General features: G+C 71.7%; 13 protein-coding genes. 3 read left to right on the forward strand and 10 right to left on the reverse strand.

Features of this window, described 5'->3' with window-relative positions:
* Positions 1-118: 118 nt before the first annotated feature.
* The 6 genes from ACFWBB_RS40520 to ACFWBB_RS40545 form a co-directional block, all read right to left on the reverse strand.
* Positions 119-1,147 carry a methyltransferase gene (locus tag ACFWBB_RS40520; protein ID WP_385283665.1) on the reverse strand — a complete coding sequence of 343 codons (1,029 nt, stop codon included), beginning with the start codon at positions 1,145-1,147 and terminating at the stop codon, positions 119-121.
* A gap of 44 nt (positions 1,148-1,191) precedes the next feature.
* Positions 1,192-2,340, reverse strand: coding sequence for a nitrous oxide reductase family maturation protein NosD (locus ACFWBB_RS40525; protein WP_385283668.1), 1,149 nt, complete (start codon positions 2,338-2,340; stop codon positions 1,192-1,194).
* 195 nt (positions 2,341-2,535) lie between these two features.
* Entirely contained in the window at positions 2,536-4,743 is a 2,208-nt protein-coding gene (locus tag ACFWBB_RS40530) for a nitrate- and nitrite sensing domain-containing protein (RefSeq protein WP_385283699.1), read from the reverse strand.
* Between the two features lie 185 nt (positions 4,744-4,928).
* Positions 4,929-6,137, reverse strand: a complete 1,209-nt coding sequence (locus ACFWBB_RS40535; protein WP_385283671.1) for a sugar ABC transporter permease — start codon at positions 6,135-6,137, stop codon at positions 4,929-4,931.
* Complete coding sequence (locus ACFWBB_RS40540) at positions 6,134-6,916, reverse strand: ATP-binding cassette domain-containing protein (protein ID WP_385283674.1); 783 nt, start codon at positions 6,914-6,916, stop codon at positions 6,134-6,136. Before ACFWBB_RS40540 ends, ACFWBB_RS40535 begins: the two co-directional genes overlap by 4 nt.
* 135 nt (positions 6,917-7,051) lie before the next feature.
* Entirely contained in the window at positions 7,052-8,140 is a 1,089-nt protein-coding gene (locus tag ACFWBB_RS40545) for a substrate-binding domain-containing protein (protein WP_385283677.1), read from the reverse strand.
* Positions 8,141-8,261: 121 nt separating this feature from the next.
* Here ACFWBB_RS40545 and ACFWBB_RS40550 point away from each other — a divergent pair, with 121 nt between their 5' ends.
* Positions 8,262-10,610, forward strand: a complete 2,349-nt coding sequence (locus ACFWBB_RS40550) for a SpoIIE family protein phosphatase (protein ID WP_385283679.1) — start codon at positions 8,262-8,264, stop codon at positions 10,608-10,610.
* Positions 10,607-11,701: a sugar ABC transporter substrate-binding protein gene (locus ACFWBB_RS40555; protein ID WP_385283682.1), complete on the forward strand. Its 1,095-nt coding sequence runs from the start codon at positions 10,607-10,609 to the stop codon at positions 11,699-11,701. Before ACFWBB_RS40550 ends, ACFWBB_RS40555 begins: the two co-directional genes overlap by 4 nt.
* 51 nt (positions 11,702-11,752) lie before the next feature.
* Here the strand turns inward: ACFWBB_RS40555 and ACFWBB_RS40560 are convergent, their stop codons facing one another.
* A complete protein-coding gene (locus tag ACFWBB_RS40560; RefSeq protein ID WP_385283686.1) occupies positions 11,753-12,043 on the reverse strand; it encodes a zinc-ribbon domain-containing protein in 291 nt (96 codons plus the stop codon).
* A gap of 283 nt (positions 12,044-12,326) precedes the next feature.
* Here ACFWBB_RS40560 and ACFWBB_RS40565 point away from each other — a divergent pair, with 283 nt between their 5' ends.
* On the forward strand, positions 12,327-13,307 hold the full coding sequence (locus tag ACFWBB_RS40565; protein ID WP_385283688.1) for an SMP-30/gluconolactonase/LRE family protein: 981 nt from the start codon (positions 12,327-12,329) through the stop codon (positions 13,305-13,307).
* Between the two features lie 119 nt (positions 13,308-13,426).
* Here ACFWBB_RS40565 and ACFWBB_RS40570 read toward each other — a convergent pair whose 3' ends face one another.
* From ACFWBB_RS40570 to ACFWBB_RS40580, 3 genes are all read right to left on the reverse strand, one after another.
* On the reverse strand, positions 13,427-14,128 hold the full coding sequence (locus ACFWBB_RS40570; protein ID WP_385283691.1) for a LuxR C-terminal-related transcriptional regulator: 702 nt from the start codon (positions 14,126-14,128) through the stop codon (positions 13,427-13,429).
* Positions 14,129-14,384: 256 nt separating this feature from the next.
* A complete protein-coding gene (gene dacB / locus ACFWBB_RS40575; protein ID WP_385283693.1) occupies positions 14,385-15,758 on the reverse strand; it encodes a D-alanyl-D-alanine carboxypeptidase/D-alanyl-D-alanine-endopeptidase in 1,374 nt (457 codons plus the stop codon).
* Positions 15,759-15,903: 145 nt separating this feature from the next.
* Positions 15,904-17,493 carry a tol-pal system YbgF family protein gene (locus ACFWBB_RS40580; RefSeq protein WP_385283696.1) on the reverse strand — a complete coding sequence of 530 codons (1,590 nt, stop codon included), beginning with the start codon at positions 17,491-17,493 and terminating at the stop codon, positions 15,904-15,906.
* Between the last annotated feature and the right edge of the window lie 246 nt (positions 17,494-17,739).

Consider the following 17,739-nt stretch of genomic DNA (forward strand, 5'->3'; position numbering starts at 1 on the left):
CCGCCGCGTGGTGAAACCGCGGGCCACCGCTGCGGGCCCGGCGACCGGTGGTCCGTGTGTGTCTCCTTTTGGGGGACAGGGGGACAGGGGGATGTGGAGATACGGGAACGCGGTCGGATCAGCCGGCGACGTGGCAGTCGAACGCGTGCAGATACGGGTTGACCGGACTGATGTCGTCGATGACCAGACCCGCTTCGGTCAGCCGGTCCACCATGCTCCGGGTGGTGTGCTTGGCCCCGCCGACGTTGAGGAGCAGCAGCAGGTCCATCGCGGTGCTGAACCGCATCGAGGGCGAGTCGTCGACGAGGTTCTCGATGACCACGACCCGGGTCCCGGGGCCGCCCGCCTCGCGGACGTTGCGCAGCGTGCGGGCGGTGCTCTCGTCGTCCCACTCCAGGATGTTCTTGATGACGTAGACGTCGGCCTTCACCGGGACGGCCGTCCGGACGTCACCGGGCACCACGCGGGCACGGTCCGCGAGGTCGCCGCCGGCGCGCAGCCTCGGCACCGCGTTCTCGACCACCCGGGGGAGGTCGAGCAGCGTCCCGTGCATCGCGGGGTACTTGTCCAGCAGGCTCGCCACCACGTGCCCCTGGCCGCCGCCGATGTCGGCGACCGACGAGCTCCCCGTCAGGTCGAGGAACTCCGCGACGTCCCGCGCCGACTGCACACTGGAGGTCGTCATGGCGCGGTTGAAGACGTCGGCCGACTCCGGGGCGTCCTCGTTGAGGTAGGGGAAGAACTCCTTGCCGTACAGGTCCTCCACCACGTTGCGGCCGGTGCGCACCGCCTCGTCCAGCAGCGGCCAGGCGTCCCAGGTCCATGGCTCGGTGCACCACAGCGAGATGGCGCGCAGACTGTTGGGGTCGTCCTCGCGCAGCAGCCGGGAGACGTCGGTGTGCGCGAACGTCCCGTCCGGCCGCTCGGCGAAGACGCCGTAGCAGGACAGGGCCCGCAACAGCCGTCGCAGCGGGCGGGGTTCGGTCTTCACCGCGGCCGCGATGTCCTCCACGGCCATGGGGTCGTCGCCGAGGGCGTCGGCGACGCCCAGCCGGGCGGCGGCGCGCAGGGCGGCGGCACAGGCCGCCCCGAAGGCGAGTTCCCGCAGCCGCATGGACGGCGGAGGGGCAGACTGAGCGGTCGTCATGTGCCGCCTTCCTTCCTTCTCGGTGTTCTTGGAGTCCGTGGGTTTCAGCACAGGCCGGCGGGCTTGGACGACCGGCAGGAGTTGCCTTCGAAGGTGTTGCCCTTGCCGGTGTCCGTGTTGACCAGGTCCGCCGGGGAGTTGTCCCGCAGCTGGTTGTCGCTGATCCGGTTCCGGTCACTGGTCGTGCCCACGAAACTCTTGAACAGGACGATGCCGCCCGACAGCGGGGACTTGCCGACGTTGTCCGTGATCACGTTCTCGGTGACCAGGCTGTCCTCGGCGCCGGTCAGGACGATGCCGGAGCCCTGCAGGGCGTCCAGCCGGGCCGTCTTCGGGCAGGACTTGTTGTTGTGCTCGATGCGGTTCTCGCGCACGGTCACGAAGCCGGCCTTCGGCTTGTTCTCGTCGCCGACGACGAACACCGCCGCGCAGTTGTCCGTGAGGTGGTTGCGCGCGACGGTCAGGTTGCGCAGCCTGCGGACGGTGACGCCGATCCGGTTGCCCTGCAGCCGGTTGTGCTCGACCACCGTTCCGTAGGTGTCCGTGGCGCCCATCTCCTCCTTCACCGAGTTGGCGAGGAACAGGCCCGCGTCGCCGTTGTCCCGTGCGGTGTTGTCGCGGTACACGCCGTGGACCGAGTGCTCCGTGGCGATGCCCCACACCCCGTTCTTCACCGCGGTGACCTTGCGCACGGTCAGCCCGTCGGCGTTCGTGGCGTAGACGCCGTTCTTGGTGAAGCCGGTCACCGTCAGGGAGGCGAGGGTGACGCCGTCGACGTTGTGGTCCTTGGTGCCCACGACGCAGATGCCGTTACCGGCCGCGGCACAGCTGTTCTGCGCCTTCGGGGCTTTCGCGGTCTTCGGGGTCTTCGGGGTCTTCGCGGCGCCCGATCCGGTGCTGGGAGTGGTGGCGCCGGTGCCCGTGCCCGCCGCCGGTTCGAGCACCGTGCCGCGCCCCATGCCGCGCAGGGTGAGTCCGGGCGTGCTGATGTCGACGCTCTGGTGATAGGTACCGAACGTCAGCAGAACGGTGTCGCCCGGCTGGGCGGCGTCCACCGCCTTCTGGATCGATTCTCCCGGGTGGACCACGTGGACCGGGTGGGTCGTGTGTTCCGCGACCGGCGGAGCGGCGCCGAGCCCCGTCCCGAGCAGCGCCGCCGTGCACGCCAGATACGCGATATGACATTTCTTCATATTGTGCACGGTATGACCTGATAGTCCGCTAACCGGCGGGATGGGCCATCCGGTGGCGTGTCCCGGCCGGCCGTACGACGCACGGCCCTGCACGCCGCGTACGACGCGCGGCCCTGCCCGCCAGACGCGGCCCGCCCGGCGCCACGCGCGGCCCGCCGCACGCGACGCCGGGCGGGCCGCCGGCGGGCCGTGGCGTCAGTCGGTACGGGGGCGGCGGTCGCGCCGGGGCGCGCGCCGGGACAGCCGTCGGGGGCGGCCGGCCGCGGGTGACGCGTCCGGTGACTCGTCGGCGGGACGTGTGCCGACCGGCTCGTCCTGCCACGCCTCGTAGTCGGAGAAGGCGTCCCCCAGGTCCGAGCCGCCGGGAGATGCCGCGGCGGCCGCGTACCGGGGCTCCGGGGCGGTCCTTACCATGGCCAGGGCCAGCGTGTCGGAGTCGGGCAGGGCGTTCGCCGGGGGCTGGCCGACCGAGGCGGGCAGCATGACGAGGGACGTCGTGCCGGACTTCTCGCCGGACGGCCGCAACCGGACGCGGATGCCGTGCCGTTCGGCGAGTCTGCCGACCACGAACAGCCCCATGTGCTGGGCGATGTCGACGTCCACGGTCGGCGGGTCGGCCAGCTTGTTGTTGATCATCGCGAAGTCGTCCGCCTCCAGACCGATGCCCTCGTCGTGGATCTCGACCATGATCTGGCCGTCCGGGAGCCGGGCGGCGCTCACCCGCACCTCCGAGCGCGGGGACGAGAACACGGTGGCGTTCTCCAGCAGTTCGGCGAGCAGATGCACGAGGTCGGGCACGACCGGGCCGTGGATCTGGGCCTCCGGCAGGCCGGACAGCCGGATGCGCTCGTACTGCTCCACCTCCGAGCAGGCCGCGCGGACGACGTCCACCAGTGCCAGTGGCTGGTCCCACTGCTGGGCGGGCTTCTCGCCGCCGAGCACCAGGAGGTTCTCGCCGTTGCGGCGGACCCGGGTGGCGAGGTGGTCCAGCCTGAAGAGGTTCTCCAGTTGCTCCGGGTCGGTCTCGTTGTCCTCCAGGCTGGTGATGAGGGCCAGTTGCCGTTCGATCAGGGACTGACCGCGGTGCGAGAGGTTGGTGAAGATCGTGTTCAGGTTGCCCCGCAGCAGGGCCTGCTCGGTCGCCAGCCGGACGGCCTCACGATGCACGAGGTCGAAGGCCCGGGCGACCTCGCCGATCTCGTCCGTGGTGTCGATCGGGATCGGGACGACCCGGGTGTCCACCTCGCCCGGGTCGGTCCTGGACATCTGGTCGACGAGAGCGGGCAGCCGCCGCCCGGCGATCTCGATGGCGGCGGCGCTCAGCCGGCGCATGCCGGTGCTCATCGTGCGGGCCACCCAGGAAGCCAGCAGGAAGGCCACGAGCACCGAGGCCAGCACGAGCGCCGCGTTGGTCACGGCGTCCCGGCGCGCGTCGTCGGCGATGTCGTGGGCGCTCGTGAGCGCGGCGTCGGTGAGGTTCACCTGGATGCCCCGGTAGGCGTCGAAGCCCAGGGTGGACGCGGCGAAGAAGGACTCGGGTGTGATGCCCAGCGCGGCCAGCTCGGCGGACGGCTTCCCGTCGCCGATCTCGGTGATCATCTCCTCGATGCCGGGCGGGGCGACGAACGTCCGCCCCGCCGCCCCGGCCTGTGCGGCGGCCTGCGCGGTCTGCTGCCTGCCCCGCTCCTCGGCGGCGGCCAGCGCCTGCCGCAGCCTGGTCATGTCCTCGGTGGTGCCGGCGCCCGCGTACTCCTGCAGCCCCACCTTCTCGAGGTAGGCGTACGAGCGGAACGAGGCGAGCTGGGAGGCCAGCTCGCCAGGGGCCAGCCGGTCGCGGTCCTCCACCAGCAGGTGCGTGCCGATGGACCGGATCAGGGACTCGGCCGCCTGTGTCAGGGACACGGCGTAGAGCGTCCGGCCGAAGCTCGCCTGGTTGCTGCTGCCGAAGCCCAGTTCGTTCGAGAGCTCCATCAGGGGGTGCTGGACGGTGTGGTAACTCTCCTCCGTCCGCACTCCGGACATCCGGGCGGTGAAGGCGTCGGCCCGTACGGTGGCGAGCTGCGCCTCACCGGCACGGACCAGCTGTACGCGCCGCAGGAGACCGCTGGTCCCCGGCATACGGGCGACCGCCGCGTCGAACACCCGGGCGTCCGCGTCGGTGATCGCGCGGGCCTGGACGACCGTGTCGGACGCCTTCGCGCCCGTCACCAGGGGGATCACCGACAGGTCGCGCTCGTTGATCGCGTCGCTCGCGTACTTGTTCGCCGCCTGGACCAGTTCGGCCACGCGGACCGCGTCGTCGGCGTCCTGCCAGGTGTCGACCGAACGTTTCACCCGTACGCCGCCGAGCACCAGGGCGACGAGCACGGGGATCAGCAGCACGGCCCGGAGCCGTCTGGCCACCGGCCAGTTGCGGGTGAGGGGCGTTCTTCGTCCCTCGGCCGCGGTGGAGTTGTTCGGCACTGTCGACCTATCGCCTCTGGAGCGCCTCGCGCGTGAGCGCCGGTACCCCTCACTACGAGGCATCGGTGGCACCGCGTTCAAAAGTGGTGCAACTTTCACCTAAGTAATCGCGTTCATCGCCGGCGTCAGGCCCGTCCGTGCGCCTCCTGGGAACGCCGCGACAGCGAGTCGATGATCACCGCGGCGAAGAGCACCCCGCCCGTGATGACGAACTGCACGGCCGGGGGAGTGTCCGTGATCGCCATGCCCGAGGCGATCGACTGGATGACCAGCATGCCGAGCACGGCCGACCAGGTCGTACCGCGCCCGCCGAACAGACTGGTGCCGCCGATGACGGCCGCCGCGATGGCGTTGACCAGCAGCACGCCCGATCCCGAGCTCTGGCTCACCGAGGTGATGCGCGAGGCCAGGAAGAGGCCGCCGACGGCGGCCATCGTGCCCGAGGCCGCGAGCACCGCGGTCTGCACCCACGTCACGCTGAGACTGGCGCGACGGGCCGCCTCGAGGCTGCCGCCGAGCGCGTAGACCTGCCGTCCGTAGTGCGTGCGGCGCAGCACGATGTCGAGGCCGGCCACCACCACCAGGAAGATCAGCAGGGCGAGCGGCAGACCCTGGAACCGGTTGAGCAGATACGCGATGCCGAACGCGACCACCGCGAGCGCTCCGGTGCGCACCGCGATACCGCGCAGCGAACGGTGCGGCATACCGATGGCCCTGCGCCGGCGCCGGTCGAGGTCGCAGACGAGGAAGACCGCGCCCGCGGCGACCGCCGCGAGGGCGTAGGCGACGGCGTCGTCGGTGAAGTAGTAGCTGGTCAGCTTGGCGACCAGCCCGTTCTCGTCGAGGTTGACGGTGCCGCTGTCGCCGAGGACGGACAGCATGAGGCCGTTCCAGGTGAGCAGCCCGGCGAGGGTGATCACGAAGGCCGGTACCCGGGTCCTGGCGATGGAGTAGCCCTGGACGGTTCCCGCCACGGTGCCCGCCAGCACCGCGACGACGAGCGCGAGCCACTCCGGCACCCCGTTTTTCACGTTCAGCACGGCGAAGACGGCCGCGGCGAGGCCGCTGATCGAGCCGACGGACAGATCGAGCTCACCGAGCAGCAGTACGAAGACGATGCCGACCGCGATCAGCCCCGTGCCCACGATGTCCACACTGAGATTGGACAGGTTCCGGGGCGAGAGGAAGTTCTGGTTGAGGGACTGGAAGGTGATCCAGACGACGGCCAGGACGAGGACGACGGGCAGCGAACCCAGCTCGCCTGCGCTCAGTTTGTGCCGGAGGGCCGTCACCCCGCCCCGCACGGCGCGGGTGACGGCCCGCGTGCCGGTCACCACCCCGCCTCCCGCGCGGCCGGCCGGCGGGGCACGTTCTCCGTGGCGCCGGTGACGGACGAGATGATCTGCTCCTGGGAGGCGGTGTTCACGTCGAAGAAGCCGTTGTTGCGACCCAGCCGCAGTACCGCGGCGCGGTCAGCGAGCGCCTTCACGTCGCCCATGTTGTGGCTGATGAGCAGGACGCCCAGACCGCGGTCCCGCAACTGGTCGATCAGGTCCAGGATCTCGGTGGTCTGCTCGAAGCCCAGCGCGGCGGTCGGTTCGTCCAGCAGGAGAACCCGCGGTTCGCCGAGCAGCGAGCGGGCGATGGCGACGGTCTGCCGCTGACCGCTGGAGAGCGAGACGACGGGGCCGCGCAGATCGGGCAGCCCCCTGGTCAGGCGTTCCAGCAGCTGTCTGGTGCGGCGCTCCATCTCCACCTCGTCCAGGAACCCGAACCTGCGGATCTCCCGGCCGAGGAACAGGTTCCCGACGACGTCGAGGTTCCCGCACAGCGCGAGATCCTGGTAGACGGTGGCGATGCCCAGGTCCCGGGCGTCGTGCGGGCGTCTGATGTGCACCGGCCGGCCCTGCCACTCGATGACGCCCTGCTCGGCGGGGGCGACCCCGGAGATCACCTTGACCAGGGTGGACTTGCCCGCCCCGTTGTCCCCCAGCAGGGCGACGACCTGGCCGGAGTGGATCTCCAGCTCGATGTCCGTGAGGACCTCGACGACGCCGAAGCGCTTGCATACGCCGCGCAACGCCAGCAACGGGGGATCCGGCACGCGAACCATCTCCTTCCCGGGGCGTCGGGGCCGTGCTGCGAGGGCCGTGCCGCGAGGCCCGTGCCGCAAGGTCCATGCTGCGTCAGGTCGGTGCGGTGCGCAGTCGGTGCGGCGTCCGGCCGAGCCGGGGCCGGGCCGGCCGGGTCAGGTCAGACCGGCCCGGGCGCAGGCGGCCCGCAGCTGGGGAGTGCAGATCTGCCGGACGGTGTGCAGGCCGCCCTTGACCACCGTGTCCCGGATGTTGTCGGCGGTCACCGACACCGGGGTGAGCAGGACGGCGGCGACCGCGTCCCCGCCGTGCGTCGGAACCTGATCCGTCGCCACCCGGTCCAGACTCTCCCCGCGTGCCGCGGCCACGGCCATGGCCCCGCCGGCGGCGGCCTCGGGACCGAACGGCTTGGCGACGGTCATGTACTGCTCGCCGCCGAGGATGCGCCGCAGGGCCGAGAGCTCGGCGTCCTGTCCGGTGACCGGCGGCAGCGGGTCGACCTTGTTCGCCTTGAGGGCGGAGATGCTCCCGGCGGCGAGGCCGTCGTTGGCCGCGTAGACCCCGTCGATGGAGTCGACGCCGAGGGCCGCGATGGCCCCGGCCATGTTCATGTGCGCCGCCTCCGTACGCCACTGGAGGGTGTCGTAGGCCTTGCCGATCTTCACCTTCCCCTCGAGCACCGACCGGGCGCCGTCCTCGAACGACTTGGTGTTCGGGTCGCTGGGATCGCCGTTCATCATGACGATCTGGGCCCCGGGCACCTTGTCGCCCATCGCCTTCAGCAGCGCCCGGCCCTGGAGCCTGCCGACCTCCACGCCGTCGAAGGAGACGTAGCCCGAGATGGGGCCCTCGGCGAGCCGGTCGTAGGCGATGACGGGGATGCCGGCCTGGTGGGCCTTGCTGACCGAGGCGCCGAGCGACCGGGCGTCCACCGGTACGAGCACGATGGCGTCGACCCCCTTGGTGATCATCGAGTCCATCTGTTCCTGCTGGAGGGCCACATCGCCCTTGGCGTTGGCGTGCTCGACCACGCAGTCGGCGCACAGTTCGCCGATCCTCTTCTCCAGCAGGGGCCTGTCCTGAGCCTCCCAGCGGGCCGTGGTGGCGTCCGGCAGCAGCAGACCGATGCTCGGTCGGTCGTCCTCGCGGGGTTTGTCGCCGGTGCTCGCCCCGCAGGCCGTCAGGACGACCGCGGTGGAGACCGCGGTCACCGCGGCGGCCATGCGCCGTGTGCGGGCCTTCATGGGTGATACCTGCCGTAGACGACAATAAGGTGGATATGTTCGGTTGGGCCGTATATGCGATTCTGGTCGGTAGGTGCCCCGATCTCAACCTGTCGGCACCTGCGGCAGGACGGGAGGTACGGTGCGGACATGCCTCGATCGGGCCCTGACCTTCGCCGGAGCGACACTGGCAGCGGTCTACGCGCCCGGAGCCGGTACACGGGAACTCCAGTTGGTGGACACGTCCGGAAGAGCCCCTTCCGGATCGGCACCGCCGGAGCGCCTGCCCCTGTCCGAAGACTCACCCGCGGCGCGCGCCTTCCGCACCGACCGCTCCCTGTGGCTGACCGCCGGGACCCCGCTCGGTGCGCTGCCCCTCGGCACCCAGGGCAGCAGGCTGGGCTGTCTCCTCGTCCTCGGGGCCTCGGCCGACGGCTTCGAGATCGAGCAGCGCCGCTTCTGGGAGCGGTACGCCGACGCGGTCGCCGAGCTCCTCCCCCCGGGCACCGACCCGCCGCGACCGACTCCGCTGCTGGGTCCCGCCCTGCGCAGTCTGCGCGTCGGCTTCTTCGTCCTCTCCCCGGACACCGGCCTGATCGAGGCCGACGACACCCTGCTCGAACTCGTCGGCATCACACCCGACGACTTCGACGGCAAGGTCGACACCCTGCTCGCCCACGCCCTCCCGGATGACATGCACGCCCTGATGTCGGTCCTCGAGCTGTCCGCCGACCCCTTCGGCCGGCGGGATCTGGAGTTCCGGGTCCGCGGCCCCACCGGTGAGATGCGCTGGCTGAGTCTGAGCTGCCGGGCGGACGCGGACGCCGGGGAGGGGCCGCAGCAGGTCCTGGGCGTGGTGACGGCGACCCCGGTGCTGCGCCGCGGCGGCGACGACGTCTCCCGCATCCAGTGGCTGACGGCCGCCCTCGACGACGCCGCGACGGTCCGCGACGTCGGCCGGGTGGTCGTCGCCGCCCTGCGTGAGCCGCTGGGCGCGGACCATGTGGCCGTCGCCGCGGTCCAGGACGACCGGGTCATGGTCACCGTCCTCGACCCGCCCCAGCCCAGCGCCTGGCCGCAGGTGTGGCGTGCCGAGTGGCGCACGGAATGGCCCGACGCACCGCTGCGCGCCCTGCCCACCCTCCAGGCGGCCCTGCGGGACGGGCGGATGGACCTCTGGCCGGCCGGAACGGCCCTCGAAGCCGGTCTGGCCGGTATCGGCGCCGGGGGACTGGCCGTCCTGCCGCTCCCCGCCAAGGGCCAGGTGGCCGGGGTGTGCATGGTCGGCTGGGACCGGCCGCACGAGTTCGCGCCCGAGGAACGGTCCCTGCTCACCGCCACCGCCGCCCTGGTCGGCCAGGCCCTCAAGCGTGCCCACGCGCACGACGCCGAGCAGGAACTCGCGACGATGCTCCAGCGCAGTCTGCTGCCCCGGCGGCTGCCCGAACTGCCCGGCGGGACCGCCGTCGCCCGCTATCTGCCCGCCCGACGCGGGCTGCAGGTGGGCGGCGACTGGTACGACGTCATCGCCCTGTCCGAGGACCGGGTGGCCCTGGTCATCGGAGACGTCCAGGGCCACAGCGCCGGGGCCGCGACGATCATGGGCCAGATGCGTACGGCGGTCCGCGCCTACGCCATCGAGGGCCACCCTCCCGACGTGGTCGTCTCGCACGCCAACCGGCTCCTGGTCGGCATGGAGACCGACCTCTTCGCCACCTGCTGCTACGCCGAACTCGACATGGAGGAGGGCAACATCCTCTTCGTCCGGGCCGGGCACCTCGCACCCCTGCTGCGCCTCCCCGACGGCGGTACCGAGGAGATCGAGGTGGCGGGCGGCCCGCCGCTCGGCATCCTGGCGGAGGCGGACTTCCCCATGACGGCCGTCGAACTGGCCCCGGGCACGGTCCTCGCCCTGGTCACCGACGGTCTGGTCGAGGCCTCCGACCTGCCCCTGGACGAGGGCATGCGCCGCACCCGCGTGGCGCTCGCCGCGGCCGACCCCGCCGACCCGGGCAGGATGGCCGACGAACTCCTCGGCGACGCCGGCCGCCGGGAGGACGACGTGGCGCTGCTGCTCCTGCGCTACGACGGCATGGAGACCCGGCCCGTCAAAGTCGGCTGGATGGTGTGGCGGCTGCCCGACGCCGTCATGCACGCGCGCCGCTTCACCGCGCGCACCCTGCGCCGCTGGAAGGTCCAGGACGCGGCCGACGCCGTGCTGCTGGTCGTCTCCGAACTCGTCACCAACGCCTTGGTGCACACCCAGGGGCCGGTCCGTCTCGACCTGATCCTGCGCGGGGACCGCGTGCGCGTCTGCGTGAGCGACTCCTCGCCGCGCGCGCCCGCCAAACCGGTGATCGTCGACTGGGAGTCGACCGGCGGCCGGGGCCTGCTGCTGGTCGAGGCGATGTCGGAGTCCGTCGGCTCGGTCCCGGTGGCCGGCGGCAAACAGGTGTGGAGCGAGATCGCCGTGCCGGGAGGAGCGCCGTGAGGACCGGTCGCGGGCCTGTCGTCGCGGTGCTCGCCGCGGCAGTCCTGACGATGCCCCTGGCCTCCTGCGGCGGAGGCGACAAGCCGGGCGGCGAGGGCTTCACCGTCGGCCTGCTGCTGCCGAGCCGCGCGGTCCCGCGCTGGGAACACGCGGACCGACCGCTGATCGAGGCCCAGGTGAAGAAGTTGTGTCCCGACTGCCGGGTGGAGTACGCCAACGCCGAGAACGACGTCACCCGACAGCGGCAGCAGATGATCTCCATGGTCACCAAGGGGGCCAGGGTCCTGATCCTCGACGCCGCCGACACCCGGGCGCTGCGCTCCTCCATCCAGGAGGCGCGCCGGGCGGATGTCCCGGTGATCGCCTACGACCGCCTCGCGGAGGGCCCGGTCACCGGCTACGTCGGTTTCGACGGCCTCCAGGTCGGCAGACTCCAGGGCGAGGCGCTCCTGAGGGCCATGGGGCGGCAGGCCGGGAACGGGAACGTAGTCATGATGAACGGCGATCCGACCAGCCCGAACGCCGGCTCCTACCGGAAAGGCGCGCTCTCCGAGCTCACCGGCAGGGTGCGGATCGCCCGCGCCTACAACACGCTGGACTGGAGCACGCAGAACGCCCAGACCAACATGTCCGCCGCCATCGCGGCCCTCGGCCCGAACCGGATCGCCGGAGTCCTCGCGGCCAACGACAACATCGCCTCGGGCGTCATCGCCGCGCTCAAGAGCGCCGGTGTCACGAAGCTCCCTCCCGTCACCGGCCAGGACGCCGACCTCGACGCCGTGCGGCGCATCGTCAGAGGGGAGCAGTACATGACGGTGTACAAGCCTTTCCAGAAGGAGGCCGCCGCGGTCGCCGCCATGGCCGTCGGCGTCGGGCGGGGCGAGGACGCCCGCGACAGCGCCACGACGACCACCGACAGCCCCACCGAAAGCCGCATCCCGTCCGTCCTGCTCCACCCGACCGCGGTGACGGCCCGGGACATCCGGCGGACCCTGATCAAGGGCGGCCTGTACACCACGGCCCAGATCTGCACCCGTGAACTCCGGGCGGCCTGCGACCGGGCCGGGCTCACCACCGGACTCGGGCGCTGAGCCCGCTGAGCCCGCTTTGCCCGCGGCGAACTGTACGAGCCGTTCGAGGCGTCAGTGCTGGTACGGCTGCTGCTGCGGCTGCCCGTACGGCTGACCGCCGGCCCCGCCCGCGCCCTGAGCCAGCAGCTGGTCGGCCTGCTCCTTGGCCACCTTCTGCTCCGCGCCGCAGAAGGTGCACTGGGTCGCGTACTTCGTCGCGACCGGGAACAGCGGCACGAAGAACAGCGTGAACTTCGTGACGCGCTTGCGCAGTGTGTGCGCGGCGGGGTTGCCGCAGCGGCCGCACACGAGCGTCAGTATCGCCAGCTGGTAGAGGTATCCCTTGGTGCCGAAGATGATCACGCTGTGCTTCCTTCTGGGTGAGTGTCCGTCCGGTCGAGTGGCCGACCGTTCAGGTGTCCGACCGTTCAGGTGTCCGACCGTTCGAGTGCCTGGCGGGTTGTCTGTGCGCACCGCCCAGTCTGATGCATCGCCGGATCACTCGGGTGAGCGGCAGGCGGGTCGATGCCCTGGGCCACGCGGGCGATCCCCCGGCCGCGACTGCGGCGGCCACCGCCGGACCGGCGCGATGGTCGTCTGGCCGCCGCACAGCGGCGTTTCCGACTTCCCTGCAAGGAAGGGTCCCATGCCCCGAGTCCCCCGTACGGCGGGTATCACCACCGCCGCCCTCGCCCTGGCCCTGCTCGCCACGGCTCCCGCCATGGGAGACGAGCCGGTCGTCTCCGATCCGTGCGTCGTCGCCCACTTCGACCTCGCCGGGGGAGAGAGCCCGGAGAACCTCGCGCTCGCCCCCGACGGCTCCGCCGACCTGACGTTGTCGACCGCCCGGCAGGTCGTCAACGTCACCCGCACGGGCCGCAAGCGGGTCCTCGCGACGCTGCCCGCCGTGGCCAACCCGCACACGCCCGTCGTCGGCAAGGCCGTCGTCCTCGGCATCGCCCGGGCGGAGAACGGCACCCTCTACGTCAACTACGCCACCGGCACCAGCGCGACCGGCATCTGGCGCATCCCCGCCGGCGGCGGCAGGCCCCGGCAGATCGCGCAGCTGCCGCCGGGCGGGTTTCCCAACGGCCTCGCCCTCGACGAGCGCCGCGGCGTGCTCTATGCCGCGGACTCGGTGCTGGGCACCGTCTGGCGCGTCCCGCGCTCGGGCGGCAAGCCCACGGCGTGGGCCACGGGAGCCGCGCTCCAGCCGCGCAACGCACCGCCCGCGGCCCGCGTCGGTGTCAACGGCCTCCGGCTGCACCGCGACGCCGTGTGGGTGTCCAACACCAACGCCGGGACGCTGCTGCGCATCCCCGTGCACGGGAGCGGTTCCGCCGGCGCGATCGAGACCCGGGCGACCGGCCTCTTCGCGATCGACGACTTCGGGTTCGTCGAGCGGCACCGGGACACGGCTCTCGCCGCCCTGATCGGCGGCAGCGAGGTCACCCTGGTCCGCCCGGACGGCACCCACCGGGTCGTCCTCTCCCGGCAGGACGGGCTGTCCAACCCCACCTCCGTGGCCGTACGCGGTCGGACCGCCTACATCTCCAGCGCGGCGTACTTCACGCAGAGCGCCCCGAACCTGCTGCTGGCCCGCGTGCACCAGCGCGACCGCGGCTGACCGCCCGGCCGCCGCACGGCGTGGCCCCGTACCCGGAAGGCGGGTACGGGGCCACGCGGGGAAAAGGGGCAGGCGGGAGGACCCCGGACGTCCGGGCGATCGGTGTCGGACCGCCGGTGTCAGGCCGCCGGGTGCACCAGGCCGTACTCGTAGGCGAAGGCGACCGCCTGGACCCGGGCGCGGGCGCCGATCTTGGCGAGAATGTGGCTGACGTGGGATTTCACGGTGGTCGGGGCGATGGACAGCCGGGCGGCGATCTCCGCGTTGGACCAGCCGGAGGCGACGGCGACGAGGACGTCGCGTTCGCGCTCGGTGAAGGTGGCGAGTCCGATCGCCCGCCGGCCCGGGCGCGGGGCGCGCTCGTGACGGACGGTGTCGATGAGCGCGCGGGTCAGTTCGGGGGTGATGACGGCGTCTCCGGCGGCCACGACGCGGATCGCCGCGGTCAGTTCGCCGGGCGTGGCGTCCTTGAGGAGGAATCCGCCGGCGCCCGCGCGCAGGGCGGCGTAGGCGTGTTCCTCGTGACCGTCCGAGGTCAGTACCAGGATGCGCGGCGGCTGCTGCCCGCCCGACCGGGCCGGGCCAGGGGCCGCCGTGAGGTGTGTCGGGTGTGCGATACGGCGGATGGTCCCGAGGTCGTCCGTCCCGGGGCGGACGCTGGCGATCAGGACGACGTCGGGACGGAGCGTGGCGCTCATGCGGACCGCTTCGGCCCCGCTCGCCGTGTCGCCCACGACGCTCAGACCGGGCTCGGCGGTCAGGAGCATGCGCAGACCGACGCGTTGGAGGGACTGGTCGTTGACGATGAGTACGGAGGCCATGGCTGTCGTTCTCCATGCGGGTGGGGGCGTACGCCTCGCATGAACGAAACTGTTTCGTTCACTTACTCGCCAGCGTAGCCCGCCGGGCCATCGAAACGGTAGCGTTTCCCTGTGGCTTGGCTCACACTCGGGTGGACGGCCGGGCGGGACGGGAATGGGCCGGCTTTTCAGGGGCCGGCCCTCCTGCGTCCGCGCTCATCCGCGCGTCACGCGTGCGGCACGCGTGCGTCGTTCGTGCGTGGTCCGTGCGTCTTCGCTACGCCCAGCAGCCGTTCACGGTCGCCGCGAGGCCGTCCATGGCGTCCTTGATGTCGGCCGCATTGGCCGTGGAGTTGTTCTCGACGAAGGAGAACACCTTCCACTTGCCGTCCTTGCCCTGTGTCAGACCGCTCAGGGCGATGGCCCCGGTGAGGGTGCCGGTCTTCGCGCGCACCTTGCCGACGGCGCACTTGGACTTCGCGTCGTCGAAGCGGCCCCACTCCGGACCGAGGGTGCCGCCGGCCTCGCCGGAGACCGGCAGCCCGTCGAGAATGGAGCTCAGTGTGGCGGAGTAACGGGATTCCGTCAGCAGTTCGAGGATGTCCGCGAGCGTGGCGGCCGGAATGCGGTTGGCCCGCGAAAGGCCGCTGCCGTCGTAGATCTCGAAGTGGTCGAGGGACACGCCGTACTGAAGGCTCAGTACCTGGCGCACGACTTCCGTGCCGCCCACGAAGGTGGCCGGGCGGCCCGCGCCGAGGGCGGTCATCCGCAGCAGGGTCTCGGCGATGTTGTTGTCGCTGACCTTGATCATGGTGTGGACGATGTCCGACAGAGGTGCCGACTGGTGCCGGGCCACCGGTACGTCACCCGGGTTCGCCACGGCACGGGTCACCGCACCGTCGACGGTGACCCCGGCCGCGGCGAGCTGCCGGGCGAAGACCTGCCCGGCGTCGATCGAGGTGTCCTGGACGCCGTGCCCGTCGACGACCAGTGCGCGCACCGGGGCGACGGAGTCCGGGTAGTAGCCGGTGTTCCAGCCGGTGGCCAGGGTCGGTTCGCCGAAGAGGCTGTCGTCCACCGCGACCTTCACCGACGTCAGCCCCGCCGCCTTGAGCCCGGCGACCGCGGTGCTCGCCAGTTCGGCTAGGTCGGCGCTGGTCAGGGTGCGGTCGCCGCCCCCGACCACGGTCAGGGTGCCGTTGCCGTACACGACCCGGGTGGTGAACCTGTGGTCCGGGCCGAGCACGGTCAGGGCGGCGGTCGCCGTGGCGAGCTTGGTGTTGGACGCCGGCATCAGCGCGGTCGCCCCGTTGTGGTCCCACAGGGTGGTGTCCGACTCGGAGTCGCGGACCACACCGCTGACCGTGGAGCCCAGACGCTGGTCGAGGACGCGGGTCTCGAGGTTGCTCACCATCTGCTGGTCGGCCGCGTCGAGGGTCCGGCCCGCGGCCGTGTCCTTGGCCGTCGTGCCGATGCCCTTCTCGGCGGCGAAGGCCGAGGGGCCGGCCAGGGCCGCGGACGTGACGGGCAGGGCCAGCGCGAGCACGATCGCCCGCCGGACACCGGTAGTGCTCTGCTTGACCCTGCGGTGCCGGCGTCGACCGCCCGGGGCAAAGGAATGCTCGGGGGTGTCCGCCGTTATGTCGCTCATGGAGTATCTCAAGGCTTTCGTGTGGGGGCCCTGCGCGAGAGAATTCCGGCGCACCTTATCACCCGTCACATATGCCCCCGGGCGACGAAGCCGGCAATTGACGACCCATCAACCAGCGTCAATTACCGGCGAGTTCGCCCCGAATTCAGAGGCCCGTCCCCAAGCTCTCCGTCGTGTAGGCGCACTCCGTGTAGATGTAGCCCGACTGGAGCTTGGCCGTGTCCGAGGCGGGCGTGGCCAGGCTGTCGCCCTTGGGCTTGTGCAGGAAGTACGTGGTGCCGACCGGCAGGCTGATGGTGCGCTGCGGATAGTTCTTGCCGCTGCCGCACGGCTCGAAGGACGGGCTGAGGGTGCTGCCGAGCGAGTACGCCTTGCAGCTGCCGCAAGCCTTGAGGGTGAAGCTGCCGGTGACCGGACCCGTGAACAGGACCGTCACCTCGTCGGGGCTGTCGTTCTGTACGGTGACCGAGATGCTGCCGCCGGTACGCGTCGTCGGCAGCTTCTTTCCCGCGGCCGGCACGGTCTGCGCGACCTCCGCCGCTATCGCGATCTTCTTCGCCAGGGCCGCGTTCTTCGCGGCCTTGTGCGCGGAGGCGTAGTCCGTCATGGTCGTCTGCGCCGACTTGAAGTCGCCGTCCCGGTACTGGTCCACGCCACAGGTGTACGCGCCGGTGTCGGCGCTCCCCGTGGCCCGCCGGGCGTCCTTGTCGAGAGCGGCGCCGACGTCCGGCCGTCCGCCCTCCAGACCGTCGATCTGGGAGCCGAGCGTGCTCAGCCGCTGGACCGCGGAGCAGGGTTCGGCCCCGCCGAGGTCCTTCTCGGTGCGGACGACGGCGGCGGCCACGGCCGGTTCGACCTTCGCCGACTGCTCCGACTCGGGGAACGTGCTCAGCAGCTCCCCGTACTGCGACGCCCAGGTGGCCTCGCCGGCCGTCAGCGCCGTCGACGCGCACTCGTACAGCGAGGTGGCGAGCCGGTCGTCGGGCCAGGTCTTCAGCGCCCCGAGGTCCGTCCCGGGCAGGCTCCTGGGGACCGTGCGCAGATACTTCAGAGGCGCCACCGCCTCGCAGTACTTGCCCTGCGCGTACGCCGCGCCGACCGTCGTGTAGTAGGCCTTCATCCGTGCGGGCACCCGCTCGGCCGCCCGGGAACCGGGGTGGTCGGACCTGAGGTCCGCGTAGACCCTCAGCGCCTTGCGGTAGTCGGCCTGGGCCGCGGTGAACGACTGGTCACCGGCGGCCCGCACCAGTTGGTCGGCCTTGTCGAGCCGGTCCAGGAGCATCTGCTGGGTCGCTTCGTCCCGCGCGCTGTCGTACAGCACGACACCCCCGGCCGGCGCGACCAGCAGGAGCAGTCCGAGCCCGAGGGCGAGCGGCGCCTGCCGGAGCCCTGCGAGCGGGGTGCGCAGGCCCACGCGGGCACCGTGCGCCGCCACGGCGGCGAGGAACACGACGTAGAGGACGAGGGCGAAGCCCGGCACGCCGTCCGGGTCGGCCGGGAGCGCCACGAACAGCAGGGCGGCGGTGGCGAGCCAGCACAGCACCATGAGCGCCCAGCGGCGCACCAGCGCGTAGCCCAGGCCCAGACCACTGAGGTTGAGCACGGCCACCGCGACGGCCCGTGCGCCGTCCGCCGGGGCGGGGGGCGGGGCGGGCGGGGACGGCGGCATGGGCGGCACGTAGTAGAAGGTGTTGTGGTCCGTGTCGTTGTATCTGCCGTACTGGTCCCCCGACATGGCGGCTCCCCCCGGTCAACTGCATCCGCACATCTACGATTTGTCAGTGTACGGGCGAAGAGGACGGGCCGACAGGGGCGAAGCAAGCGCTGCATACGATCCGTGACGGGCGCGACGCGGCGGAAGCGCGCGCCGGGTGGGCGGAAAACCGGCCGGGCCGCCACGCGGGGGCATGCGTGGCGGCCGCGGCTTCGCTATCGCGTCAGGCATGGGTCAGGCCACACCCCCCGCCGTCTTCTTGCGGCG

It is taken from the genome of Streptomyces sp. NPDC060000, assembly GCF_042737375.1.
GTDB lineage: Bacteria > Actinomycetota > Actinomycetes > Streptomycetales > Streptomycetaceae > Streptomyces.